Below are 22,907 nucleotides of genomic sequence, written 5' to 3'. Positions count from 1 at the left end.
TAACCTAAGCTCACAGCTCGTGACTGCGACCCAACGGGGCGTACCTGCCACAGGTGTGCCCTTTCGTGCCTTCAGGCACATACCCCTGTTCCTCGCCGGCCTCGGCGCCCTGGCACTCTGCGCCGTGTTGAGCCTCGCGCTCGGCGCGCGCTCGGTACCCCTGTCCACCGTGACCGACGCGCTCCTCGGCGACGCTCACGGACGGGACGCGCTGGTGGTCACCGGACTGCGGCTGCCGCGGACGGTGATCGGCCTGGCGGTCGGCGCGGCGCTGGGCGTCGCCGGGGCCGTTGCGCAGGCAATCACCCGCAACCCGCTCGCCTCGCCGACCACCCTCGGCATCAACGCGGGCGCCGGTTTCGCGGTGGTCGTCGCGATCTTCGCGCTGAAACTCGACAGCCCCGTCGAGTACATGTGGTTCGCGTTCACCGGCGCGGCGGGCGCCGCCCTCTTCGCCCAGACGCTGGCCCGCAGAGCCGGGGACATCGACCCCGTACGACTCGCACTGGGCGGGACCGTGCTCCAACTCGTGCTGCTCTCCTGGACGTCGGCCGTGATGCTGCTGAACCAGCGCACCCTCGACGAGGCCCGCTTCTGGCTCGCCGGGTCGCTGGCCGGACGGGATCTCGACGTCCTGTGGCCGGTCCTGCCGACCCTCCTGCTGGGACTGCTCGTCTCCCTGGCCCTCTCCCCCGCCCTCAACGCCCTTGCCCTGGGCGACGATTCGGCCCAGTCGCTCGGTGTTCCGGTGGCCCGGATCCGGCTGGCGGGCGGAATCGCGGTCGTCCTGCTCGCCGGGTCCGCGGTCGCCGTGGCCGGACCGGTCGCCTTCATCGGGCTCGCCGCGCCCCATCTCGTACGACCGTTGCTCGGCGGCGACCACCGGCTGCTGATCCCCGGCTGTCTGATCGCGGGTCCGCTGCTCCTGCTCTCGGCAGATGTGCTCGGCAGGCTGGTGATCCGCCCCTCGGAGCTGGAGGTCGGCATCGTCACCGCCTTCCTGGGCGCGCCCCTGCTGGCGCTGCTGGCCCGGAAGGCGGCCCGATGAGCAACAGGTCCACGGTGTACGCGGGGGTCGGGCTCGTGACCCTGTGCGTGCTGCTCACCCTCTCGCTGACCACGGGCGAGATGAGCATCCCCGCGACCACCGCGCTGCGGGCTCTGGTCGGGCTCGGGGACGCGGGAGACGTCCTGGTGGTGCAGCAGTTCCGGGCCCCCCGCTGCGCGGCGGCGATCGTCGCCGGAGCGGGGCTGGGCGCGGCCGGCTGTGTGCTCCAGCGGCTCTTCCGCAATCCGCTGGCCTCCCCCGACGTCATGGGGGTGACGGGCGGCGCCTCCCTGGGTGCGGTCGCGCTGATCGCGGCCGGTGCCTCGCAGACCCTGATCCCGGTCGGCGCGCTGGGCGGCGGCCTTCTCTCCGCGCTGCTGCTCGGCGTGTTCGCCTGGCGCTCCGGGCTCGCCGTGACCCGGCTGGTGCTGACCGGGCTCGCCGTCCAGGCGGCTCTCGCGGCCGCCGTGAACCTGATGATCGTGCGCTTCCCGGCCGAACTCGCCGGCTCCGCCCTGCAGTGGACCACCGGCTCGGTCTACGGCCGCACCTGGACGCAGGTGTGGGGCGCGGGCGGCGCCATGGTGCTCGCGCTCGCCGTCGCCCTCGTCCTGCACCGCAGGCTCGCGGTGCTCGACCTCGGGGACGACTCGGCGGGCGCCCTCGGCCTCAACACCTCGACTGCCAGGCTCCAACTGCTCCTGATCGCGGTCATCTTGGCGTCGCTGGCCGCCGCCCTCGCCGGCCCGGTGACCTTCGTCGCGCTCGCCGTCCCGCACATCGTGCGGTTCGTGACCGGACCGCCGACCGCCGTGTCCCTGGCGCTCGCCTCCCTCACCGGGGCCGTGCTGCTGCTCGCCTCCGATCTGGTGGTGCAGCACCTGCTGCCGGTGGAGGGACTGCCGGTCGGCGCGGTCACCGCCACCCTCGGCGCGCCCTGGCTGCTGGTGCTGATGTTCCGCCAGAGCTCGCCCGTCCGCAGGAGTCACGCATGACCACGACACAGAAGCCGGAGCCGAGGGTGTCCACCTCCAACCAGCTGTCCACCCGCTCCCTCGACCTGCGCTACGGCGACCGGCTCGTCGTCGACGGGCTCGACCTGACCCTGCCCGGCGGGGCGGTCACCGCGATCGTCGGCCCCAACGCCTGCGGGAAGTCGACCCTGTTGCGCGGACTGAGCCGGCTCCTCGCCCCGGCCGCCGGCAGCGTCACGCTCGACGGTGCCGACATCCACCGGATGTCCGCCCGCGCGCTGGCTCTGAGGATGGGGCTGCTGCCGCAGCAGCCGGTCACACCCGAGGCGATCACCGTCGAGGCCCTCGTACGGCTGGGCCGCTATCCGCACCAGCGGTTGCTGAGCCCGTGGTCGGCGGCCGACCAGAAAGCAGTCGACGAGGCGCTGGAACGGACCGGCACCACCGCACTGCGCGACCAGCCGGTCGACCGGCTCTCCGGCGGTCAGCGCCAACGCGCCTGGATCGCCCTGGCGTTGGCACAGGACACCGAGCTGCTCCTGCTCGACGAACCCACCACCTTCCTGGACCTGCGGCACCAGCTCGACGTCCTCGACCTGGTGGCCGCCCTGCACGCCGACGCGGGCCGCACCGTGGTGATGGTGCTGCACGACCTCGGACAGGCCGCCCGGTACGCGGACCACATGGTGGTCCTCAAGGACGGCCGGCTCGCCGCCGCCGGCGCCCCGGCCGACGTCCTGGACGCGGACCTCGTCAGGTCCGTGTTCGACGTGGAGTGCCGGGTCGTCCCCGACCCGGAGACCGGCACCCCGCTGGTCGTCCCGAGAAGCAGCGCGGTGCGGCGCCCGGCCGCCGCCGACTGACCGCCCAACCCTCGAACCCCCGAACCCACGACCACTCGAACCACGGATCCCACATCCCGGATCCCTGCCGGCCAGATGCCTGTCAGATCTCTACCAGAAGGACCGACCCCCCATGCTCAAGCGCTCTCCCCTGCCCGGAATCGGCCGGCTCCTCGCCGTGCTGCTCTCCGTCCTCCTCGGCACGGCCGTCCTGGCCGCCTGCGGCAGCGAGGACTCCGCCGACGACTCCGCCCCGGCGAAGGCCGCCGCCTCCTCCGGTTTCCCCCGCACCCTCAAGACCGTCATGGGCGACGTGAAGATCCCGTCCCAGCCGAAGCGGGTCGTCGTGCTCGACACCGGGGAGCTGGACGACGTCACCCTGCTCGGCATCGACCCCGTCGGCGCGGTCGCCCCGCACTTCAAGACCGAGGGCGGCTTCCCGACGTATCTGAAGGGCGAACTCGGCGGCACCGCGGACGTCGGCCCGCTGCTCGAACCCAACCTGGAGAAGATCGCCTCCCTCAAGCCGGACCTGATCCTGTCGTCCAAGGTCCGCCACGAGGCCGTCTACGACAAGCTCAGCGCGATCGCCCCGACCGTCTTCACCGAGACCACCGGCGGTGTCTGGAAGCAGAACCTGAAGGTCCACGCCGAGGCCCTGGGCCTCGAGAAGGAGGCCGCGGCCAAGGTCGAGGAGTACGAGACGCAGGCCAAGGCGCTGGGTGAGGCCATCAGGAAGAAGGACGGCGGCACCATGCCGACCGCGTCCGTGGTCCGCTTCATCGCCGGCCCGACCCGGCTCTACCAGTCCAACTCCTACAGCGGTGTCGTCCTGAACGACATCGGCCTCCAGCGGCCGAAGTCCCAGGTGTCGAACGACCCCGAGGTCACGATGAAGGACGTCAGCCCCGAGCAGATCGACCAGGCCGACGCCGATCTGGTCTTCGTCACCACCGCCGACACCCCGGACAAGACCCAGCAGAAGCAGGTCACCTCCAACCCGGTGTGGAAGTCCCTCCCGGCCGTCAAGGACGGCAAGGTCTTCGAGGTCCCGGACGAGACCTGGATGTCCGGCATCGGGGTCCAGGCCGCCGAGCAGATGCTCGCTGACGTGGCGAAGGCCACCGGTGTGGCCCTGCCCAAGAAGTAGCTCCCGCTGATCGGGGCGGGCCGCGACCACGAGTGCGGCGGCCCGCCCCCGACCCCCCACCCACTAGCGGAAGTCGTCTGCCACCCATGCGTCTGTATCTGCTCGCCCTGAACCCGACCGACTCGGTCACCGAGGGCTTCCTGCCCGCCGCCGCCCGACTGGGCCTGGACGTCACCGTCCTCACCGACCAGCCCGAGGCCCACCGCCGCACCTTCCCGGACATCGAGGTCCTGGAGTGCGACGTCCGGGACTTCCGGGCCGTGATCACCCGGATCTCCACCCACCACCGTCCCGACGCCGTCTTCAGCAACAGCGACCACCTCCAGACCCAGGCCGCTCTGGCCGCCGCCTACTTCGAGCTGCCCGGCAAGGACTGGCGGGCCGCGCTGCGCGCCAAGGACAAGGCGGAGATGCGCAGACGTCTCGCCGCCTCGGGCGTGGACGCCGTCTGGTCCACCGAGATCACCGAGCCCTTGGCGCTCGACGCCCCCTACCCCTGTGTCCTCAAGCCCCGCGAGGGTGTGGCCAGCGAGGACGTCGTGCTCGTCCAGGGGCCGGAGGACCTCGTCACCCGCGCCAAGGAGATCCTCGAACGGCGCCCCGGCACGGCCCTGGTCGTCGAGGAGTACCTCCCGGGCGAGCTCCACACCCTGGAGACGCTGGGCGACGGCCATGTGCGCCACGTCCTGGGCGGTTTCCGCACCGAGCTGTCGCCACCGCCGTACTTCATCGAGGAGCGCATGGTCTTCCTCCCCGTGCGTCCCGAGCCGGTCCAGGCGCAGGTGCTCGCCCAACTCGACGCCCTGGGCGTGGGGTTCGGCGCCTGTCACACCGAGTTCGTGGTGCACGCGGGACGGGCCCGGATCATCGAGGTCAACTACCGGGCCATCGGCGACCAGTGCGACCTGCTGCTCGCCCGGCTGCTGGACATCCCGCTCTTCGAGCACATCCTGCGCACCCACCTCGGCGAGCCGCTCCCGGCCGACCTCGGCGTCCGCCGCGACGGCGCCGCCCGGCTGGAGTACCCGTGCGCCGACCGCGCCGGCACCCTCACCGAGGCGCCCGGCCCCACCGAACTCACCGTCGACGGCGTGCATCTGACGTACCGTCCGCTGCGGGAGACGGGCGAACGGCACGACCTGTACGGCACCAACCGCGACTACCTCGGCGTCCTGCGGGCCACCGGCACCGACCAGGCCACGGTGGACCGGGTCTCGGCCAGGTTCCTCGCCGAGCGGCGCTGGGAGATCCAGCCGTGACCCCGCCGACCGCACCGACCACCGGCACGGCCGACGCGCCCACCCGGGTGCGGACCCACACCGGCGGGCCCGGGACGCCCGCACCGACAGCCACCGGCACCGAACCCCTGACGCCCGCGCCGACGGACACCTGCGAGGCCGAACTCCTCGTCCGAGTCCTGAGCGCCCTCCTGCGCGAGGACGTGGTCGGGCTGCGCACCCGCGGCACCCTCGTACACCGTGCGGACGGCCCCTGGGTGCGGCTCGCGGATGCCGAGGGCGCGGCGCTGCTGCTGCCCGTCGCCGAGGACGGCTTCCAGTGCGAGTACGCGGCCCGGCTGCCGCTCCTGGTGCGCGAGCGGGACGGGACCGAGCTCAGCTCCTGCGACAGCGTGCTCGGCGCCCTGCGGATGCTCGCCGACCCGCAGGACAGGAGCGGTTTCGACGCGTTCGCCGAGGAGTGCCGGCAGACGCTGGAGACGATGCGGCTGCACGCCGACACGCAGTCGGAGATCGGCGGGCTGCTCACCGCGCGGTACGGGCCCGACCCGGCTCACTGGACAGGCCTCGCCGGTGCTCCCGCCTACGACACGCTCGCCGCCCGCATCGACCACCCCGTCTACCCGACGGCACGCGGCCGCTCCGGACTCACCCGAGAACAACTGCGCGCCTACGCGCCGGAGTTCCATCCGCGTTTCGCGCTGCGCTGGCTGGCCGTACCCCGGGCGGCGCTCACCCTGACCGGCCCGCTCCCGGAGTTCTGGCCGACCCCGGCCGGGCTGGGGCTGCCCGAGGTGCAGGGCACCCATGTCGCCCTGCCCGTCCACCCGTTGACCGTCGGCGCCCCGCTGGAGGAGGCGCTGCGCTCCACCGGCCTCACGGACAGCGCGGTGCTCTCCGAACGGTCGTACCTGGACGTCGTGCCGACACTGTCGATGCGGACCGTGGCCACCCTCGCGGATCCCGACGTGCACCTCAAACTGCCGCTGGACACCGCCACGCTGGGCCTGCGCAACAGGCGTTCCATCAAGCCGGGCACTCTGGTCGACGGTGCGGCCGGACAGCGGCTGCTGGAGACGGTGGCGGCCCGTGAGCCCCGCTTCCGGGCCATGATCCTGCACGCCGACGAGACGACGTACGCCCACGCGGACCACGACCTCCTCGCCGTCCTGTGCCGTCGCTACCCCTCCGGTCTCGACGGAGCGGTCGTCGTGCCGCCGGCCGCGCTGCTCGCCCCGGCTCCCGGCGGACGGCTGGTCCTGGACCACCTGGCCGACCGGTTCTTCGACGGCGACCCGCTCGCCCTCCTGGACGCCTTCCTGACACTGCTCCTCGACTGGCAGACCACCCTGTTCGGCCTGGGCATCGCCCTGGAGTCGCACCAGCAGAACATCTCGCTGGTGCTGCGCCCCAGGAGCCTGCGCCTGCTGTTCAAGGACAACGACGGACCGCGCATCAACACCGAGCGCCTCGCGGCCCGGCTGCCCGGTCCCTGGGGCTTCGACGACGCCCGCACCTACACCGCACAGGACGGCCCGGTCGTCGACCTGTTCACCACCGTCACCGTCCATCTGTGCGCGGGGGCCTTCGCGTTCGGGCTCCCTGAGCGCCGCCCGGAGCTGCTCCGGCTCGTCCGCGACCGGCTGACGGAGGCCGTGGACCGGCTCGGCGGGGACGCGGGCGAGGTGCTGCGGACCAGGATCCTCGAGGCTCCGCGGCTGCCGGTGAAGGCGATGGTCTCGGCCGGGACGCTGCTGTCCAAGCAGCGCTCGGGCGCCGCCGACATCAACAAGCACTACACGACCGGCCCCAACTACCTGCTGGCGCAGAGGAGTACGGCATGAGCGGCGCCGCACTGCGGATCCCCCGCCCGGTGTCCGGCCGCGGCCGGGTGCACGCCGTGGCGGGCTGCTACTTCGTCGCGTCCTTCGCGGCGCTCGGCCTGCCGCCGTACCTCACCGAGATCCTGCCGGAGCTGGGCGACCGCCACGCCCGCTGGGCGGGTGTCCTGTACGTCGTCCCGACGGTGTTCGGCGCCCTGTTCGCGCCGCTGTGGGGTCGGCTCGCCGACCGCTTCGGCCGCAAACGGCTGCTGCTGCGGGCCCAGTTGGGGCTGACGCTGTCCTTCCTGCTCGCGGGCTGGGCGGACTCGCTGGCGACCTTCACGCTGGCGCTGGTTCTCCAGGGCATCCTGGGCGGCACCTTCGCGGCGTCCAACGGCTACCTGGGCGCCGCCCTCGAAGGTCCCGCCCTGTCGCGGGCGCTCACGCTCATGCAGGGCAGCGCCCGGGCGGCGCTGGTGGTCGCGCCGATCGTGGTGGGCTCGCTGTCCGGCTGGCTGTCACCGCACCGCCAGTACGCGCTGCTGGCCGTACTCCCGCTCACGGCCGCCCTGTTGCTGGCGGCACTGCCCGAACCGGCGCCCGCGCAGACGCCCGTGAGCAGGTCCGAGCCGGTGGCCGAGACCGGGTCCACGGTGTCCCTGAGGACCCTGTACACCCTGGAGTTCGCGTTCGTGTTCTCCACCGTCGTCTCCTTCCCCTACCTCATCGCCTTCGTGGACGAGCGGCTGCCCGGCACCTCCCCGCTGCTGTCCGGGACGCTGTTCGCCATGCCCCACCTGGTCTATCTGGTGTCGGCGCTCGCCGTGCACGGCGCCTTCCGCGACCGGCCGCGCACCGGTATCGCCCTCGGCTTCACCTGTATCGCGCTCGGTCTCGCCGGGCACGGGGCGGCCGGTTCGCTCGCCGCGCTGATCGGCGTGCGGCTGCTGCTCGGCGTGGGCCTCACCCTCGGCCTGGTGTGCCTGCAGGTACTGGCCGCCGAGTGCGTCAAGGGCCGGGCGCCGGGCGGGCTGTTCGGTTCGCTGGAGTTCTTCTCCAAGGCCGGCGCGGTCGCCGCCGGCGTGGCCGCCGCCGTGGGCAGCGCCCGCTTCGGCCCGGCCGCCCCCGTGCTGACGGGCAGCGCCGCCGCCACCGTCACCGCCCTCGCCACCCTGCTTCCCCCGCTGAACCACCGCATCCGCTGGAGCCGTTGATGCCCTCGCTGACTCGTCCCGGGACTCCGTCCGCGGGAACCCCCTTCTCACCCCACCCGTCCACGGACCCCCTGCCCACCCCCGACGACGCGGTGGCCCACACGCTCCTGAACTGTCTGCTGCGCGAGGTGTCCGGCCCCGAACACCAGTCGGTCGTCGACGGCGGCCGGCTGCTGCTGCGGCTGCCCCGCCGCGGAGTCCTGCTGCGCGTGGCCCTGCGCCGCACCTCGCTCCTCGGCGCCCACCGCTTCACCGGGCCGGTCAGCGAACAGCGGGAGGACGGCTGGTCGGAGGTCGGCTGGCGGCGGCTGGCCGAGTACACGCGCGACGAACTGTCCCTGCGCACCGGGGTGCGCAACGAGGAGTTCCTGGAGCAGATCGCCTCCAGCCACGAGGCGATCGCCACCGCCCTGGCCACCAGGGGCGAGGGCGCCCGGGACGCCTACCTCGCCTCCGAGCAGTCCCTGCTCCTCGGCCACCGCTTCCACCCCACGCCCAAGGCCCGCACCGGAGACCCGCGATCCTGGGCGGCCTACGCCCCGGAGGCCGGGGCGTCCTTCCCGCTGCGCCACCTCGCGGTCCGCGCCGACCTGATCGCCGAGGAGAGCGCCTCTCCCTGGGCGGGCGCCGCACTGGACGGGCAACGCGCGGACGTACCGGACGGCCATCGGCTGCTGCCCGTGCACCCCTGGCAGTACGAGGCAATCCGCGAGCACCCGGTGCTGCGTGCGGCGCTCGACCGCGGTGACGTGATCGACCTCGGCCCGGGCGGGCGGCCCTTCGCGGCCACCGCGTCGGTGCGCACCCTGTACGACGGCGAGACCTTCCTGAAGTTCAGCCTGAATGTGCGGATCACCAACTGCCTGCGCAAGAACAGCAGTTACGAACTGGCCGGCGCCGTCGCCCTGACGCGTGTCCTGGCTCCGGCGCTCACCGATCTCGCCGAGCGCTTCCCCGGCAGCGCGGTGCTCCGCGAGCCCGCCTACCGCACCCTCGCCCTGCCGGGCCCGGACGGCCTCCCCGACCGCGACCTGTTCGAGGGCTTCGGTGTCATCGTCCGCGAAGGACTGCACCGGCGGCTCGCGCCGGGCACCACTCCCCTGCTGGCCGCCGCGGTCGCCGACGAGTACCCGACCGGCCCCGCTCACATCTCCCGCCTCCTCGCCGGCGCGGACCCCCTGGCCTGGTGGTCGGCCTACCTCGACCTGCTCCTGCCGCCCGTCCTGGCCGCCTTCTTCGACCACGGACTGGTCCTCGAGCCGCATCTGCAGAACGTTGTGATCTGCGTGGACTCCGACGGCATGCCCGCCCAGGTCCTCTTCCGCGACCTGGAGGGCACCAAGCTGCTCCCCGAGCACCACGCGGACACCCTCGCCGCGCTGCCGCCCGAGGTCGCGGGCCCGATGACGTACGACGGCACCCGCGGCTGGGACCGGGTCGTGTACTGCCTGCTGGTCAACCACGTCGCCGAACTGCTCGCCGCCCTCGCCGACCTGCACCCGCACCGGGAGGCGGAGCTGTGGGCCCGGGTGCGGGACACCCTTCAGGCGTACGCCGACCGGCACGGCTGCCCGCCGAGGCTCGCCGCCCTGCTCGCCGGGGTGCCGCTGCCCGCCAAGGCCAACCTGCTCACCCGCTGGGAACGCAGGGCCGACCGTGAGGCCGGTTACGTCCGGCTGCCGTCCCCGCTGGCCGAGGACATCCTGCGCGACCCGTCGGGAAGTGAGCGATGACCGGCCTCACCGACCACGTCCGCTCCCTCGAATCCGCGGAACTCCCCTCATACGTCTACGACTTGGCGGCCCTTCGCACCCACGCGGCCGCCGTGCGGCAGGCGCTGCCCGAGCGGGTCGAGATGTACTACGCCGCCAAGGCCAACCCGGAACAGGAGATCCTCGCCGCGCTCGCACCGTACGTCGACGGCTTCGAGGTCTCCTCGGGCGGTGAACTCGCCCATGTCGCCGAGGCGGTACGGGATCGGCCGCTCGCCTTCGGCGGTCCGGGCAAGACCCCGGACGAGATCACGGCCGCCCTGGAACGGGGAGTCGAACGCTTCCACGTCGAGAGCGCCCACGAGCTGCGCATGCTGGCCGAGACGGCGCGGCGCGTCGTTCCTGGGCGCCGGGTGGCGGTGCTGCCACGCGTCAACCTCCCCGTGTCCGACGGGTCGTTGGCGGGGAGCTCGCTGGCGATGGGCGGTCGCCCGACCCCCTTCGGCATGGATCCCGACCAAGCGCGCGAGATCGTCGCGGCCCTCACGGACGGCACCTACGCGCACCTCGAACTCCGGGGCGTGCACGCGCACCTGGCCAGCGGGCTGGAGGCCGCGGAGCAACTCGGGGTGGCTCGGGCCGTCGTCTCCTGGGCCACCGGGCTGGGCGTGCCGCTCGCCGAGGTGAACGTCGGCGGCGGCATGAACGTCGACTACGCCGACCCGGAACGCCGCTTCGACTGGGCAGGGTACGGCGAGGGCCTGGCCCGGCTCACCGAGGCGCACCCGGGGCTGACGGTGCGGATCGAGCCGGGCCGGGCCCTGACGGCGTACTGCGGCTGGTACGTGACCGAGGTGCTGGACGTCAAGCAGAGCCACGGCGAGGAGTTCGCCGTGGTCCGGGGCGGCACCCACCATCTGCGGACCCCGGCGACCAAGGGCCACGACCAGCCCTTCTCGGTGCTGGCCGTGGACGACTGGCCGCATCCCTGGCCACGGCCCGCCACCACCGGCGGGCGCGGCGGGACAGGCATCCGTCCGGGCGGTGCCGGGGGGAGGATCACACTGGCGGGACAGCTGTGCACCCCGAAGGACGTGCTGGCGCGCCGGGTGCCCACGCCCGGGCTGCGGGCGGGCGACCGGGTGCTGTTCTCGCTGGCCGGCGCCTACGCATGGAACATCTCGCACCACGACTTCCTGATGCACCCGCGGCCCGGGTTCCACTTCCTGGACGCGTGAGCGGACATGCGTCGAGGGCCGCCCGGTGATCCGGGCGGCCCTCGGTTCCGTGCGCGGGACTCAGCCGCCGAGACCCGGCAGCAGCCCGGTGACGGGGGCGACAAGGTCGGTGACCTGGTGCAGCTCGTTCAGCTTGTTCAGGTCGTTCGCCTGGTTGAGGGCCGCGAGCTGCCGGGAGACCCGCGGGATCTCGTCCTTGTGCTCCGCGGGGATGTCGCTCACCGCGAGCGAGTCGATCACGGCGATCGGGTTGAGCTGCCCGGCGTCCGGGGCGGCCGCGTCGGCCGCGTTCGCGAGGGGGGCGGTGAGACCGGTGACGCCGACGGCGAGACCGACGGCGGCGACGATACGTCGAGTTGAGATCATGTTTTCAGCAACGCGGGCGGGCCCCTCGCGGACACGGGCGGCCGGTCGTCCTCACTCGTCAGGCGGAGCGCCCGGCCTGCGCTTGCCGTGGCCGCCGAGGCGGAGGAGTCTCTAAGGAACAGGCCCCACGCGGCCCGCTCCCCGTCGGGTCGCGGCCCTCGAAGGAGGTCAGCATGGGCACCGCGGCAAGCTCCGGCTTCACCACCGATACCCTCCGCAGCGGCGTCGAAGGCAACGCTGCGGCTCTTCTGTCGCTCTACGCGGACGACGCCGAGATACGCGTCGTGGACCGCAACACCCAACCCAGCCATCCGAAGGTGCTGCACGGCAGGGACGAGATCAGCGCGATGCTCGACGACGTCTACAGCCGCGACATGACGCACAAGCTCGAGCAGTGCGTCGTCGACGGCGACCACGCGGCCTTCAGCGAGTCCTGCCGGTACTCCGACGGGGTGCGCGTCCTGTCCGAGTCGATGCTGACGCTCCGGGACGGCAAGATCGTCGAACAGACCATCATCCAGGCCTGGGACGAGTAGCGGGAAAGGTGCCGGAGGTCCGGATCACGACCCGGCCGGCCTGGGCCCTGCCGGCGCGGTCGGCGCCCGGCCGGCCGGCTCCGCTTCGGCGGCCACGACCATTTTCCGGAGCAGGCCGGCGAGGGCTTCCCGCTCCGCCGGGGTGAGTGCCGACAGCAGCGCGAGCTCGGTGGCCTCCTCCGAGGCCATCTGCTGCTCGAACGCGGTGTGCCCGGTCTCGGTGAGCCGCACCCGCACCCGTCGCCGGTCGTCGCACTCGTGCGTCCGGACGATCAGCCCGGCCTCCTCCAGCGACGCCAGCCGGGCCGACAGGGCTCCCCGGGTCAGTCCGAGATGGTCGGCGAGCAGCGAGGGGCTCCCGGTGTACGGCGGCCCGAGCCTGCGCAGGGTCAGCAGCACCTTGTACTGCCAGTTCCGCAGTCCGTCGGAGTCGAGCCGGTCGCGGCGGGCCTGTGACGCGTACCGGGCCAGGAGAGCCAGCCGGGCGAAGATCGCCTCCTTGACGGGGTCCATCCAGTCGATTTCCTTGGCCCACACCTCGACGTGCCGGTCGACCGAGTCCCGCATTACCCGCCCCCTGCAATGGTTTTCTTGTGGATGGTTTTTCGTCTGACTACCTTGCCCTGCCATGACGACCACCACGAGCACAACCGTCGATCTCGACGAACTCCTCGCCGCCGCAAGGGCGTTGTCGCTGGCGGGACGGTGGGACCGGGCCCTGCGCCTGCTGGACGCGACGACCTGCGACAGCTCCGTGGACCGCGCCCGGCTGGCCCTCGCGGCGGCCGAGGTCGCCCTGCAGAGCGACTGGTTCGGCGGCACGGACCTCACCGGCGCCCGCGCCGAGCACGCCGAGAAGCTGTCGTCCGGCGCAGACCACGACCTGGCCTTCGTCCGGCTGCGGCACGACTACTTCCGGCTGCTGCGCAGCGAGGGCGCCTTCCGGCCCGGTCCCGACGGCAAGGATCCCGAGGCGCTCGCCGGGCTCCGGTGCCGCGCGCACGACCTGCACGAGGACGCCCCCGACGAGGTGCGGCGCGGCTGGGCCGCCATGTACCTGGGGCTGATCGCCGACAACCTCTTCGCCGAGCGCACGGTCGCCCCCGCCCACTACGAGGCCGCCCTGCGCGCCGGTGAGCGGGGCGGCGACGATCTGCTGGTCCGGGAGGCGCTGCGGCATCTCGGCGACCACGACCACGACGCCGGGGACCACGACCGTGCCCTGGAGCGCTGGGAGCGGGCCACCGCCCTGGGCGCCCGTGCCGGGATGGTCCCCGGGGTGCTCACCCAGCAGCTGCTGCTGGCGGTACTGGCCCGCGACTCGGGCGACGCGGCCGGGGCGGCCGTACTGGCGCGGGAGATCGCCCGCTGGGCCGACGCGATCGGCGCCGACCCCGTGCGCGCCCAGGCGACCGGTTTCCTGGCGGGGGCCGATCCGACGGCTCCGCCGCAGGACAGCGGGTCCTGACCGTCGTGGCGCGTCGGTTAATGTGACATCCGGACCGTGACTGGCGCTGAGGTGGAGCACCACCGGGGAGCGGTCCGCACACTCGATGCCGTGCGCCTGGGCGATTCCTTCGATCGGCTCAGGAGTGGATCATGTCCCAGGCACGGATCATGGACGGCACCGCGCTCGCCCGGCGCATCGTCGAGGACACCGCCACGCGCGCGGCCGAGCTCACCGGACGCACCGGACAGGCGCCCTGTCTCGCGACGGTCCTGGTCGGCGCGGACCCCGCCTCCGTCACCTACGTCCGGATGAAGCGCAACCGCTGCCGCAAGGCCGGTATCGAGTCGCGGCACGTGGAGCTGCCCGCGGCCACCACCACCGATGAACTGGTGCGCACCCTGCGGGAGTTGTCGGCCGACCCCGCCGTGCACGGCATTCTGCTCCAGCACCCGATGGGCCCGCACATCGACGAACGGGCCGCGTTCGAGGCGATCGCACCGGAGAAGGACGTCGACGGGGTCACCTTCGCCTCCTTCGCGACGATGAGTTTCGGCCTGCCGGGCTTCGTGTCGTGCACACCGGGCGGGATCATGCGGCTGCTCGACGCGTACGACGTCGACCCGGCCGGCATGCGGGCCGTGGTCGTGGGCCGCAGCGCGATCCTCGGCAAGCCGGCCGGCATGCTGCTGCTCGCCAGGGACGCCACGGTGACCTACTGCCACTCCCGTACGGCGGACCTGTCGGCGGCCGTACGGGAGGCGGACATCGTCGTCGCCGCGGTGGGGCGGCCTCGGCTGATCCGGGGCCAGGACATCAAGCCCGGCGCTGTCGTGATCGACGCCGGGTACAACGAGGGGAACATCGGTGACGTGGACTTCGACTCCGCGGCGGAGCGGGCGTCGCTGATCACGCCGGTGCCGGGCGGGGTCGGTCCGATGACCATCGCCACGCTGCTGGAGCAGACCGTTCAAGCGGCGGAGGCGGCCGCCCGGCAGCGCTAGCTCGGTTCAGCTCAGCGTCCACTTCTGGTTGGACTGGCCGTTGCAGTCCCAGATGACGACCTTGGTGCCGTTGGTGGTGCGCGAGGTGTACGTCCACTGCTGGTTCAGGCCGCCGTTGCAGTCCCAGAGTTCGGCCTGGGTGCCGTTGGTGATGGTGTTGTCGTAGAGGTCGAGGCAGCGGCCGGAGCCCGTTCCGACGGCCAGGGTGCTGTTCGCGCCCGGCAGCGGGCGGACCGTGATGTCGGCCAGAGCGGGCGCGTTCGTGAAGGTCAACGTGTTCGCGGAGCCCTTCGACAGACCGAGCTGGACCGAGATCGTGCCCTGAGAGGGGCCCGTCGGCGGGAAGGAGACCGTCGTCGCGCCCTGGCCGTTGACCTTGAGGGTCGCGCTGCGGGCGGTGGAGGTGTTGTTGGTGTAGGCGACGTCGACGGTCTTGATACCAGTGCTCCCGGCGGCCACGCCGGAGAAGCTCGACGTGCCGGTGCAGGTGCTGCTCGCTGCCTCGGTCCTGCCGGTGACGGTGAGCAGCGCCGAGCCGCCCGCCGGGACGCTCGTGGTGTGACCCGTGCCGTAGGAGCCGATGTCGGCGCGGGTCCAGAGGTCGCGGACGGTCGCGTTGGCGTTGGTCAGACCGAGGTCCGACCAGCGGACGGTGATGTTCTGCGCGGCGGAGGTCCGGTTGAGGAGGACGACGGCACGGTTGGCGGCGCCGGACAGGACCTTGCCGTAGACCTGGAGTCGCCGATCATTCGAACGTCGTGCGCGCCGAAGCCAGAGCCGCAAGAGGGTGAAGTCAACGGCCGTGACAGGGGTGAACTGGCCGATCCGTACGGGTTGTTCGCACCGGGCACGGGGCCTCGCCGCCATACTGTCCGTCGTGCGGGTAGCGATCATGACTGCGGGATCCCGGGGTGACGTGGCCCCCTTCACCGGGCTGGGGCACGCTCTGGCGCGGGCCGGGCACGAGGTCACCCTGGTCACCCACGGGCGCTTCGAGCCGCTCGCGGCACGGGCCGGTCTCGGCTTCCACGCCCTGCCGGTCGACCCCCGGGCCGAACTGGAGTCCTCGCGCGGACGGGCCCTGCACCGCAGCACCACCGGAGTGGGCAAACTGGCGCGGGTGGTCGCGATGGCGCGGGCACTGGCCGTGGAGATGGCCGACGACCTGGTGGCCGCCGCCCGGTCGAGCGACGCGCTCCTCCTGTCCGGCTCGGTGGCCCCACTGGGCCACGCGGTCGCCGAGGGCCTGAGGCTGCCCAGCCTGGGCCTCAACCTCCAACCCCTCGCGGCCACCCGGGAGTTCGCACCGCCCATGCTGGGCACCGGCTCCTGGGGCGCGCTGGGCAACCGGGTGGCCGGGCTGGGCCTGAACCTGGCCGTCGAGCAGGTCTTCTCCGCGGCCCTGCCACCGGTGCGCGCCCGGCTGGGCCTGCCGCCGGTGGGCACGGCCACAGCCCTGCGGACCCGGGAACGCCAGGGCTGGCCGGTCCTGCACGGCTTCAGCCCGCGCGTGGTCGCCCGGCCCCGTGACTGGCGGCGCGGACTCGACGTGGCGGGCTACTGGTGGCCGTACGACGGCGACGCGCCGCTCCCCGACGAGCTGCGGACGTTCCTCACGGCGGGACCGCCCCCGGTCTTCGTGGGCCTGGGCAGCGCGACCGTGCCCGATCCCGCGCGGGTCAGCGCCGAGATCGTACGGGCGCTGCGCCGGGCCGGGCTGCGTGGGGTGATCCAGCGCGGCTGGGCGGACCTGACGGCGACGGGCGACGACATGCTGACCGTCGACGAGGTGCCGCACTCCGCGCTCTTCCCGCACATGGCGGCGGTGGTCCACCACGCGGGCGCGGGCACGACGGCGGCGGGCCTGCGCGCCGGCGTCCCCGCGGTCCCGGTCCCGGTCCAGTTCGACGAGAGCTTCTGGGCGGCCCGGCTGGTGGCGCTGGGCGTGGCACCGCGGTCGCTGCCCCTGCGGCGTCTGAGCGCCGACGCACTGGGGGCGGCGCTGGTCCGGGTCGCACGGGACGCCCGGTACGGGGAGCGGGCACGGGCGCTGGGGGCGCGCATCCGCGCGGAGGACGGCGTGACACCGGTACTGGACGCGGTGAACAGGCTGTGAAACCGGAAAAACACCCTCAGGGGCGCGAGGAACCGCGCGAACGGCCATGACACGGCCGCACACGACCACCGGACCCGCTCACCCCCGGGCGTAATCCCATCCGGGCGGCTGAAGGATCCCCACCAGCTGCCGCACCAGCTCCTCCACGACCTCGTCGAGCGTCGCGTCCACCCACCCCGCGTTCCAGTCGTGCAGCAGACCGTTGACGCTGCCGATGAAGGCCGTCGCCGCGAGCCGGAAGTCGCGGGGCGCGGCCTCGCCCCGGGCCACCGCCCGCTCCGCCTCGGCGCACACCAGGTCCACCCAGTGCGCCCGACGGGCCAGCCGCTGCTCCTCCAGTCGCCCGCTGACGCCGATGATCTCCACGAAGGTGATCCGCACCCGCCGGGGATCGCCTGTGACGTTCGCCGCGTACGCCCGGAAGATCGCGGCCGCGCGCTCGACGAGGGGCAGCCGGTCCGCCTCGGCCACCGCGGCCACCACGGCGGCCGTCGCCCAGTCGTTGACCTCCAGGTGCAGCGCGGCCAGGACGTCCTCGAGGGTGCAGAACTCCTCGTAGAACTGGCGGGTGGACAGGCCCGCGGCCTCGCTGAGGGCCGCGACGGTCGTGGCGCGGTAGCCGGGAGTGTCCCCGAAGAGCTGGAGTGCCGCGTCCAGGAAGCGGCGGCGGCGCTCGGCCTGCCGCTCCGCGGCTGTCTTGCCGCCGTAGCGACCGGTCGGGGCCCTGAGCCTGCCCGTCACCGCACCTCCCACCCGGGCCGGAGCGTCCGGCCTCCCGTATGAGCACCAATTTTGTCGTGTACGCAGTCTTGTGGAGAAGGGCACCCCTTCCTTACTTTGCAGTAAGTTCACTCTGAAAGCACGCATCTTCAGTTTTGCCGCTTTGGCATGCCCCCGTCACGAGCCGCCCCAGAGGGAGATCCGTCATGCCTGTTCCCGGAACCAGACACCTGTGGGCCATGGCCGCCGCAGTCGTCCTGACCGTCACCGCCCCCGCGACCACCGCCTCCGCCGCGGACAGCGCCGCCCTGCGCGAGGTGCTGTTCGTGGGCAACAACTGGGACGGCACCGCCGACGTCATCAAGTCCTCCGGCGACCTGGCGAAGATCGGCCGGATCAACGTCATCCCCGACAAGGACGCGCGGATGGCGGAGATCAACGCCGATCCGATCAAGTGGATCTACTTCATGGCGATCCGCAACAGCGTCGGCGAGGGCCACGACCAGTTCGTCGACGACATGTACTCCACACCGGACGGCAAGTCGGTGGTCGTCTCCCGGCCCAGCTTCGCCGACGTGGTGTCGATCGACCTGGCCACCGGGAAGATCAACTGGCGCTTCAAGGTCTCGGGCTACCGGGCGGACCACATGGCGGTCTCCCCCGACGGCACCCGGGTCGCGGTGTCGGCGTCCACGGCGAACACGGTCCACGTGCTGAACATCAACACCGGCCAGCAGCTCGGTTCGTTCGCCACCGGCGACAAGCCGCACGAGAACATCTTCACCAAGGACGGCAAGTACATCTGGAACATGGCGATCGGTGACGTGAACACCGACTCCGACGCGCCGTGGCTGGACTGGACGAAGGGCGACCGGCACATCACGGTCGTGGACGCGACCACCTACAAGCAGGTCAAGACCATCGACATGCGGGACAAGCTGAACGCGATCGGCCTCACGGACTACTCCGACGCCGTCCGTCCCGCCGTGTTCTCGCCGGACGAGTCCAAGCTGTACTTCCAGGTGTCGTTCTTCAACGGCTTCTTCGAGTACGACCTCGCCACCGACAAGATCACCCGCACGAAGACCCTCCCGAAGAACCCGGCGACCAGCGACGACCGCACCACTATGGTCAACGACTCGCGCCACCACGGCCTCTCGATGAGCCCGGACGGCAGCAAGCTGTGCGTCGCGGGCACGATGGACGACTACGCGACCGTCGTGAACCGCGCCACCCTCCAGGAAGGCCCGCTCGTCACCGCCTCGAAGCCCTACTGGGCCACCGTCAGCGGCGACGGCAAGAGCTGTGTGGTCTCCGAGAGCGGTGCCGACCAGGTCACCACGATCGACTTCGCGACCGGGCAGAAGACGGCGTCCGTCCCGGTGGGCGACCACCCGCAGCGGGTGCGGCTGGGGCACGTGGCCGCGAACTGGACCAGCCCCTCCTCGTAGCCCATGGGATCCGGCACGACCGAGCCGGGTACCGCCTCCTCGCAGAGGCGGTACCCGGCTTCCTGCGTCGGCACCGGGCAAGCCCGTCCTGTCGTGCTCAGCCGATCTTCTGGGCCACCCAGGCCGCCAGCTCGGCCTTCGCCGCGCTCAGCACGGACGCCGAGGGCGAGGTCGCCCCGTTGGTCACCAGCGCGTAGTGCAGGACGCCGGAGTCCGCGTCGGTGAGCAGCAGTCGGCGGCTGCCCGTGCCGCCCGGTTCGACCGCCGCGCCGACCGGGGTGGACGAGGTGTAGGACGGCGGGCCGTACACCGTGCCCAGGTCGGAGACGACGGTGGTGGTCGCGGTCGGGAAGGAGGCGGGCAGATGGAGTTCGGTGGGTGTCGAGCCGCTGTTCGAACGCCACACCAGCACCGCGTACTGGCCGGACCCGACCAGCGACGACACCTTCGGCAGGCTGCTCGGCACGGGGTTCCAGGTCAGGGTCGTGGAGCCGTCGCGCGAGCGGTCCTCGTAGGTGAAGGCGACCGTGCTGCCGGAGGTGGCGCTCGGGTAGATCCGGTCGAGGAGCCGGGCGTCCTGGCGGAGCACCGCCGTGCCCGAGTCGTCGAGCCGTACGGCCGACAGGTCCTCGTCGTTCCAGGCGTCGCCCGAGGTCATGACCTTGTCGGGGTTGTCGTTCATCAGCTCGTGGTGGCGGCCGTTGTAGATGTCCCACTGCCACTGGGTGCCGGACAGGACAGGCCCCGAAGCAGCGGGCGTGGTCCACCAGTTGGCGCCCTTCACCCGGGAGTCCAGAGCCTGGTACATGGCCTTGAGGACGGTCGGCGCCTTGCCCGCGGTCGAGCCGTTCAGCGGATGCCCGAACTCGCTGACCAAGGACGTCGTGCCGGCCGCCGCCGCGCGGTCGCGGACCGTGCCGAAGTCGCCGACGTACTGGCCGTCGGAGGCGTTGCCCCACATCAGGATGCCGGAGATGGCCTTCTGGTCGTAGAAGTGGGTGTTGAAGACGTACCGGGAGCCGAGCGTGCCCGCGTCGAGCAGTCCGCCCTCCTCCTTGCTGACGTTGCCGTTCCAGAACAGGTTCGGCTCGACCAGGGCGGGCTTGTCCGTCCAGCCGGCAGCGTCCATCCGGGCCCGGAACTTCACGTAGAAGGGCCACAGCACGTCGCGCTCCCACGTGCGGCTGTTCTGGCCGGAGTCGTAGCTGCCGGCGTAGGGCTCGTTGTAGGGGTCGAATCCGACCACGCCGGCGAACTGCTCGTCGGTCAGGTTGGCCCTGATGTACGCCATGGTCTTCTGGGCGGTGGCCAGGAAGTAGTCCTGGAGGCCGTGGTTGTTGTGCCAGAAGTCGTACTGGCCGGCCTTCACCGCGCCGTTCTGGGTGATGTTCTGGCCCCACATGAAGCAGATGCCGCAGGACTCGGCGGAGTAGTTGCCGAGCGCCACCGCCCACGCGGGAGCGCCGTCGCCGGTGTACCAGCTGCCCGAGTTGAACAGCCAGCGGGAGTACAGGTCCTGGTGGAAGTCGGGGTAGACCCGGATGCCCGCGTCGAGGAACGCGCGCATCTGCGCGGTGGCGTTCGCCAGGTACGTGGTGTCGACCTGGCCCTTCACCGGTTCCGCGTACGCCCACGAGAGCAGGAAGCGCACGGAGTTGCCGCCGCCGAGGGCTCTCAGGGCGGTCGCCGACTTCCTGGCGTCGGCGACGGAGGCGAAGGGCAGGCCCTTGTTCTCGGCGAGCTTGGTCTCGCCGGAGACGTTGTAGCCGCGCAGCACGACCTCGCGGCCGTTGCCGTCGACGAAGCGGCCGTTCGCCACGGTGAGGGCGGTGCCGTCGAAGGACAGGGAGTCGGCGATGGCGGCGGCGGAAGCGGACGGGGTACCCGCAACCGTCAGGAATCCACAGAGGACAACCAGAACAACGAGCAGACGCGCACGCATATTCGGCATGTACCTTACAGTCCGACTCATCCGGCACACCGTCAACACTTATGACTGATGAGTAAGTTTCAGCTTTTCAGGGTAGGGCCCGGTCGAAACGGGACATTGCCGTGGGTGATGCGCGCGTAGTGGTCGAAGGAGCTCTCCGACTCGCCCTCACCCCTGGTGAGACCGGGCAGCCGTTGCTCCAGCTCGTGGAGCCGGGCCGCCGGTACCGTCCCCTCCACCGTGCCGGTCCCCCCACGGGTCTCGGTGGTCTCCGGTACGGCACCTAGCGCGGCCAGCGCCGGCAGCAGCGCCCCGAGGGTGTCGGCGGGGGCCTCCACACGGAACCGGTGCACGGGCTCGTACACCCAGGTGCCCGCCCGGCGCAGGGCATCGATCAGCACCGGCGGGGTCACGCCGCGGAAGTCGGCGCCCGTGCTGGACATGCTCTTGTTGAAGCGCTGATGGGCGTGGCTCTGGCGGGGCGAGTAGCCGCTGTGGGTCATGGTGACCGTGCAGTCGGTGACCCGCCAGCCGTACAGGCCCTGGCCGAGGGTCTCGTGCACGGTGTCCTCGACGGCCTTGAAGAAGGCGTACGGCATGGCGCCCAGCTCCACCTCCCGCCGGAACTCGACGCCCGATCCGGTGGGCGCCGGGTCGACCCGCAGCCCGACGGTGGCGAGGAACGGGTTGCCGTCCTTCTTGTTGAACCGCACGGCCGCACCCGTGCCGGACGGCCGCTCGATGCACAGCGGCGAACTCTCCCGGAAGGTGACGTCGAGGCCGAACTCCTCGGCGAGCGTGGCCTGGATGACCTCCTTCTGCACCTCGCCGTAGAGGGAGACGGAGGTCTCCCGGCGCTCCTCGTCGTGACGCAGGCCGATCAGCGGGTCCTGCTCGGCGAGCCGGGTCAGGGCCAGGTGCAGCGCGGTGCTGTCGGTGTCCGGGCCCGGGACGAGGACCGTTTCGAGGGAGGGCGGGGCGAAGAAGTGGCCGTGATCCTTGCGGGGTTCACCGAGCGCGTCACCGACACGGACGCCGGCCAGGCCGCGGAGCTTGGCGATCCGGCCCGCCCGGACCGCCTCCCGGGGGGTGTCGGTGCCGTCCTCGAAGACGCTGATCGCGGTGACACGGCCCTCGGTGCGCGCCTCGCCGAAGGGCACCCGGTCGCGGATGCCGAGCGTGCCGGAGAACAGGCGCGCGTACGCGACCTTCTCCCCGGCGGGTCCCCGCTCGACCTTGAACACCGTGCCGGAGACGGGCCCTTCGGGGTCCGCGTCGGCGGCGGGAAGCAACTCCTTGATGCCGGTGATCAGTTCGGGCACTCCCGCGCCCGTGGCGGCCGAGCCGAAGAACACCGGGTGCACCAGGGCCTGCCGGGTCTGCGCGACCAGCGCCCCGCACAGCTGTTCCGTACCGACCCCGCCCTCGGCCCAGGCCGACAGCAGCTCGTCGTCGTGGTCCGCGAGGACGTCCCAGGGGCCGATCCCCGGGACGAAGCGGGCTTCGCGGGTGCCGGGTGCGGTCACCGTGCCCATCGGCACGATCTCCGCGGTGAGCCGCTCGGCGACGGCCCTCAGGAGCTCGTCGTACCGGGCCCCGCGCCGGTCGATCTTGTTGACGAACAGGAGGGTGGGGATGCGCAGGCGCCGCAGGGTCCGCATCAGGATGCGGGTCTGCGCCTGGACGCCCTCGACGGCCGAGACGACCAGTACGACGCCGTCGAGCACGCCGAGGACCCGCTCCACCTCGGCGATGAAGTCCGGGTGGCCGGGGGTGTCGATGAGGTTGACGTTGACGTCGTCGACCGCGAAGGAGACGACGGCGGACTTGATGGTGATACCGCGCCGCCGCTCGAGGGCGAGGGTGTCGGTCCGGGTGCTGCCGGCGTCGACGCTGCCGAGCTCGTCGACGACTCCGACCGAGTGCAGCAGCCGCTCGGTCAGACTGGTCTTACCGGCGTCGACATGGGCGAGGATTCCGAGGTTGAGCAACCGCACGAAGCGTCATGTCCTTTGGAGAGAGGGAGATTCCTTCCGGGATGGACATGGACGCAGTGCGCATCGGGGCTCCTGGATCGTGCGAGGGCGGGGGCACCCGA

General features: G+C 72.1%; 19 protein-coding genes, 1 pseudogene and 1 riboswitch. Of the genes and pseudogenes, 14 read left to right on the top strand and 6 right to left on the bottom strand.

What is annotated here, in order from left to right; genetic code table 11:
• Positions 1–55: 55 nt before the first annotated feature.
• The 9 genes from IOD14_RS17550 (at position 56) to IOD14_RS17510 (ending at position 11,239) form a co-directional block, all read left to right on the top strand.
• Positions 56–1,048, top strand: coding sequence for an iron chelate uptake ABC transporter family permease subunit (locus IOD14_RS17550; protein ID WP_123994843.1), 993 nt, complete (start codon positions 56–58; stop codon positions 1,046–1,048).
• A complete protein-coding gene (locus tag IOD14_RS17545) occupies positions 1,045–2,043 on the top strand; it encodes an iron ABC transporter permease (RefSeq protein ID WP_212670724.1) in 999 nt (332 codons plus the stop codon). The genes IOD14_RS17550 and IOD14_RS17545 overlap by 4 nt, the downstream gene beginning before the upstream one ends.
• Positions 2,040–2,885, top strand: a complete 846-nt coding sequence (locus IOD14_RS17540; protein ID WP_123993534.1) for an ABC transporter ATP-binding protein — start codon at positions 2,040–2,042, stop codon at positions 2,883–2,885. Before IOD14_RS17545 ends, IOD14_RS17540 begins: the two co-directional genes overlap by 4 nt.
• 112 nt (positions 2,886–2,997) lie before the next feature.
• On the top strand, positions 2,998–4,014 hold the full coding sequence (locus IOD14_RS17535; RefSeq protein ID WP_123993535.1) for an iron-siderophore ABC transporter substrate-binding protein: 1,017 nt from the start codon (positions 2,998–3,000) through the stop codon (positions 4,012–4,014).
• A gap of 86 nt (positions 4,015–4,100) precedes the next feature.
• Positions 4,101–5,273, top strand: coding sequence for an ATP-grasp domain-containing protein (locus IOD14_RS17530; protein WP_123993536.1), 1,173 nt, complete (start codon positions 4,101–4,103; stop codon positions 5,271–5,273).
• 107 nt (positions 5,274–5,380) lie between these two features.
• Positions 5,381–7,096: an IucA/IucC family siderophore biosynthesis protein gene (locus IOD14_RS17525; protein WP_212673292.1), complete on the top strand. Its 1,716-nt coding sequence runs from the start codon at positions 5,381–5,383 to the stop codon at positions 7,094–7,096.
• On the top strand, positions 7,093–8,289 hold the full coding sequence (locus tag IOD14_RS17520; protein WP_212670723.1) for an MFS transporter: 1,197 nt from the start codon (positions 7,093–7,095) through the stop codon (positions 8,287–8,289). Before IOD14_RS17525 ends, IOD14_RS17520 begins: the two co-directional genes overlap by 4 nt.
• The gene (locus IOD14_RS17515; protein WP_212670722.1) at positions 8,289–10,022 is read left to right on the top strand and encodes an IucA/IucC family protein; all 1,734 of its coding nucleotides are present in this window, start codon (positions 8,289–8,291) and stop codon (positions 10,020–10,022) included. The genes IOD14_RS17520 and IOD14_RS17515 overlap by 1 nt, the downstream gene beginning before the upstream one ends.
• The gene (locus IOD14_RS17510; protein ID WP_212670721.1) at positions 10,019–11,239 is read left to right on the top strand and encodes a type III PLP-dependent enzyme; all 1,221 of its coding nucleotides are present in this window, start codon (positions 10,019–10,021) and stop codon (positions 11,237–11,239) included. The genes IOD14_RS17515 and IOD14_RS17510 overlap by 4 nt, the downstream gene beginning before the upstream one ends.
• Positions 11,240–11,299: 60 nt before the next feature.
• Here the strand turns inward: IOD14_RS17510 and IOD14_RS17505 are convergent, their stop codons facing one another.
• Positions 11,300–11,605 carry a hypothetical protein gene (locus IOD14_RS17505; RefSeq protein ID WP_123993540.1) on the bottom strand — a complete coding sequence of 102 codons (306 nt, stop codon included), beginning with the start codon at positions 11,603–11,605 and terminating at the stop codon, positions 11,300–11,302.
• A 173-nt stretch (positions 11,606–11,778) separates the two neighbouring features.
• Between IOD14_RS17505 and IOD14_RS17500 the strand changes: the two genes are divergently transcribed.
• On the top strand, positions 11,779–12,141 hold the full coding sequence (locus IOD14_RS17500) for a nuclear transport factor 2 family protein (RefSeq protein ID WP_123993541.1): 363 nt from the start codon (positions 11,779–11,781) through the stop codon (positions 12,139–12,141).
• Between the two features lie 24 nt (positions 12,142–12,165).
• Here the strand turns inward: IOD14_RS17500 and IOD14_RS17495 are convergent, their stop codons facing one another.
• On the bottom strand, positions 12,166–12,708 hold the full coding sequence (locus IOD14_RS17495; RefSeq protein WP_212670720.1) for a MarR family winged helix-turn-helix transcriptional regulator: 543 nt from the start codon (positions 12,706–12,708) through the stop codon (positions 12,166–12,168).
• Between the two features lie 61 nt (positions 12,709–12,769).
• Between IOD14_RS17495 and IOD14_RS17490 the strand changes: the two genes are divergently transcribed.
• Positions 12,770–13,609 (top strand): hypothetical protein, encoded by an 840-nt coding sequence (locus tag IOD14_RS17490; protein WP_212670719.1) that lies wholly within the window; start codon positions 12,770–12,772, stop codon positions 13,607–13,609.
• 26 nt (positions 13,610–13,635) lie between these two features.
• Positions 13,636–13,718: riboswitch (ZMP/ZTP riboswitch) on the top strand.
• A gap of 22 nt (positions 13,719–13,740) precedes the next feature.
• A complete protein-coding gene (locus IOD14_RS17485) occupies positions 13,741–14,592 on the top strand; it encodes a bifunctional 5,10-methylenetetrahydrofolate dehydrogenase/5,10-methenyltetrahydrofolate cyclohydrolase (protein WP_212670718.1) in 852 nt (283 codons plus the stop codon).
• 9 nt (positions 14,593–14,601) lie between these two features.
• On the opposite strand, the pseudogene IOD14_RS17480 reads toward IOD14_RS17485, so the two are convergent.
• Positions 14,602–15,330 (bottom strand): annotated as a pseudogene (locus IOD14_RS17480) (ricin-type beta-trefoil lectin domain protein); the annotation flags it as partial.
• Between the two features lie 154 nt (positions 15,331–15,484).
• On the opposite strand from IOD14_RS17480, the gene IOD14_RS17475 reads away from it, so the two are divergent.
• Positions 15,485–16,708 carry a glycosyltransferase gene (locus tag IOD14_RS17475; protein WP_212670717.1) on the top strand — a complete coding sequence of 408 codons (1,224 nt, stop codon included), beginning with the start codon at positions 15,485–15,487 and terminating at the stop codon, positions 16,706–16,708.
• A 78-nt stretch (positions 16,709–16,786) separates the two neighbouring features.
• Here IOD14_RS17475 and IOD14_RS17470 read toward each other — a convergent pair whose 3' ends face one another.
• Positions 16,787–17,449, bottom strand: coding sequence for a TetR/AcrR family transcriptional regulator (locus tag IOD14_RS17470; RefSeq protein WP_123993546.1), 663 nt, complete (start codon positions 17,447–17,449; stop codon positions 16,787–16,789).
• 185 nt (positions 17,450–17,634) lie between these two features.
• Between IOD14_RS17470 and IOD14_RS17465 the strand changes: the two genes are divergently transcribed.
• Positions 17,635–18,879 (top strand): YncE family protein, encoded by a 1,245-nt coding sequence (locus tag IOD14_RS17465; protein WP_212670716.1) that lies wholly within the window; start codon positions 17,635–17,637, stop codon positions 18,877–18,879.
• Between the two features lie 97 nt (positions 18,880–18,976).
• Here the strand turns inward: IOD14_RS17465 and IOD14_RS17460 are convergent, their stop codons facing one another.
• Together IOD14_RS17460 and IOD14_RS17455 are read right to left on the bottom strand one after the other, a co-directional pair.
• Positions 18,977–20,830 carry a cellulase family glycosylhydrolase gene (locus IOD14_RS17460; protein ID WP_123993548.1) on the bottom strand — a complete coding sequence of 618 codons (1,854 nt, stop codon included), beginning with the start codon at positions 20,828–20,830 and terminating at the stop codon, positions 18,977–18,979.
• A 59-nt stretch (positions 20,831–20,889) separates the two neighbouring features.
• Positions 20,890–22,806: a GTP-binding protein gene (locus IOD14_RS17455; RefSeq protein WP_212670715.1), complete on the bottom strand. Its 1,917-nt coding sequence runs from the start codon at positions 22,804–22,806 to the stop codon at positions 20,890–20,892.
• Between the last annotated feature and the right edge of the window lie 101 nt (positions 22,807–22,907).

The sequence above is a fragment of the Streptomyces sp. A2-16 genome, from assembly GCF_018128905.1.
GTDB lineage: Bacteria > Actinomycetota > Actinomycetes > Streptomycetales > Streptomycetaceae > Streptomyces.
This window is presented reverse-complemented; position numbering and strand designations above follow the sequence as displayed.

Coding starts and splice junctions, on each gene's coding strand:
- IOD14_RS17545 (WP_212670724.1), top strand. CDS start 1,045: ATGAGCAACAGGTCCACGGTGTACGCGGGGGTCGGGCTCGTGACCCTG.
- IOD14_RS17540 (WP_123993534.1), top strand. CDS start 2,040: ATGACCACGACACAGAAGCCGGAGCCGAGGGTGTCCACCTCCAACCAG.
- IOD14_RS17535 (WP_123993535.1), top strand. CDS start 2,998: ATGCTCAAGCGCTCTCCCCTGCCCGGAATCGGCCGGCTCCTCGCCGTG.
- IOD14_RS17530 (WP_123993536.1), top strand. CDS start 4,101: ATGCGTCTGTATCTGCTCGCCCTGAACCCGACCGACTCGGTCACCGAG.
- IOD14_RS17520 (WP_212670723.1), top strand. CDS start 7,093: ATGAGCGGCGCCGCACTGCGGATCCCCCGCCCGGTGTCCGGCCGCGGC.
- IOD14_RS17515 (WP_212670722.1), top strand. CDS start 8,289: ATGCCCTCGCTGACTCGTCCCGGGACTCCGTCCGCGGGAACCCCCTTC.
- IOD14_RS17510 (WP_212670721.1), top strand. CDS start 10,019: ATGACCGGCCTCACCGACCACGTCCGCTCCCTCGAATCCGCGGAACTC.
- IOD14_RS17505 (WP_123993540.1), bottom strand. CDS start 11,605: ATGATCTCAACTCGACGTATCGTCGCCGCCGTCGGTCTCGCCGTCGGC.
- IOD14_RS17500 (WP_123993541.1), top strand. CDS start 11,779: ATGGGCACCGCGGCAAGCTCCGGCTTCACCACCGATACCCTCCGCAGC.
- IOD14_RS17495 (WP_212670720.1), bottom strand. CDS start 12,708: ATGCGGGACTCGGTCGACCGGCACGTCGAGGTGTGGGCCAAGGAAATC.
- IOD14_RS17490 (WP_212670719.1), top strand. CDS start 12,770: ATGACGACCACCACGAGCACAACCGTCGATCTCGACGAACTCCTCGCC.
- IOD14_RS17485 (WP_212670718.1), top strand. CDS start 13,741: ATGTCCCAGGCACGGATCATGGACGGCACCGCGCTCGCCCGGCGCATC.
- IOD14_RS17475 (WP_212670717.1), top strand. CDS start 15,485: ATGACTGCGGGATCCCGGGGTGACGTGGCCCCCTTCACCGGGCTGGGG.
- IOD14_RS17465 (WP_212670716.1), top strand. CDS start 17,635: ATGCCTGTTCCCGGAACCAGACACCTGTGGGCCATGGCCGCCGCAGTC.
- IOD14_RS17460 (WP_123993548.1), bottom strand. CDS start 20,830: ATGCCGAATATGCGTGCGCGTCTGCTCGTTGTTCTGGTTGTCCTCTGT.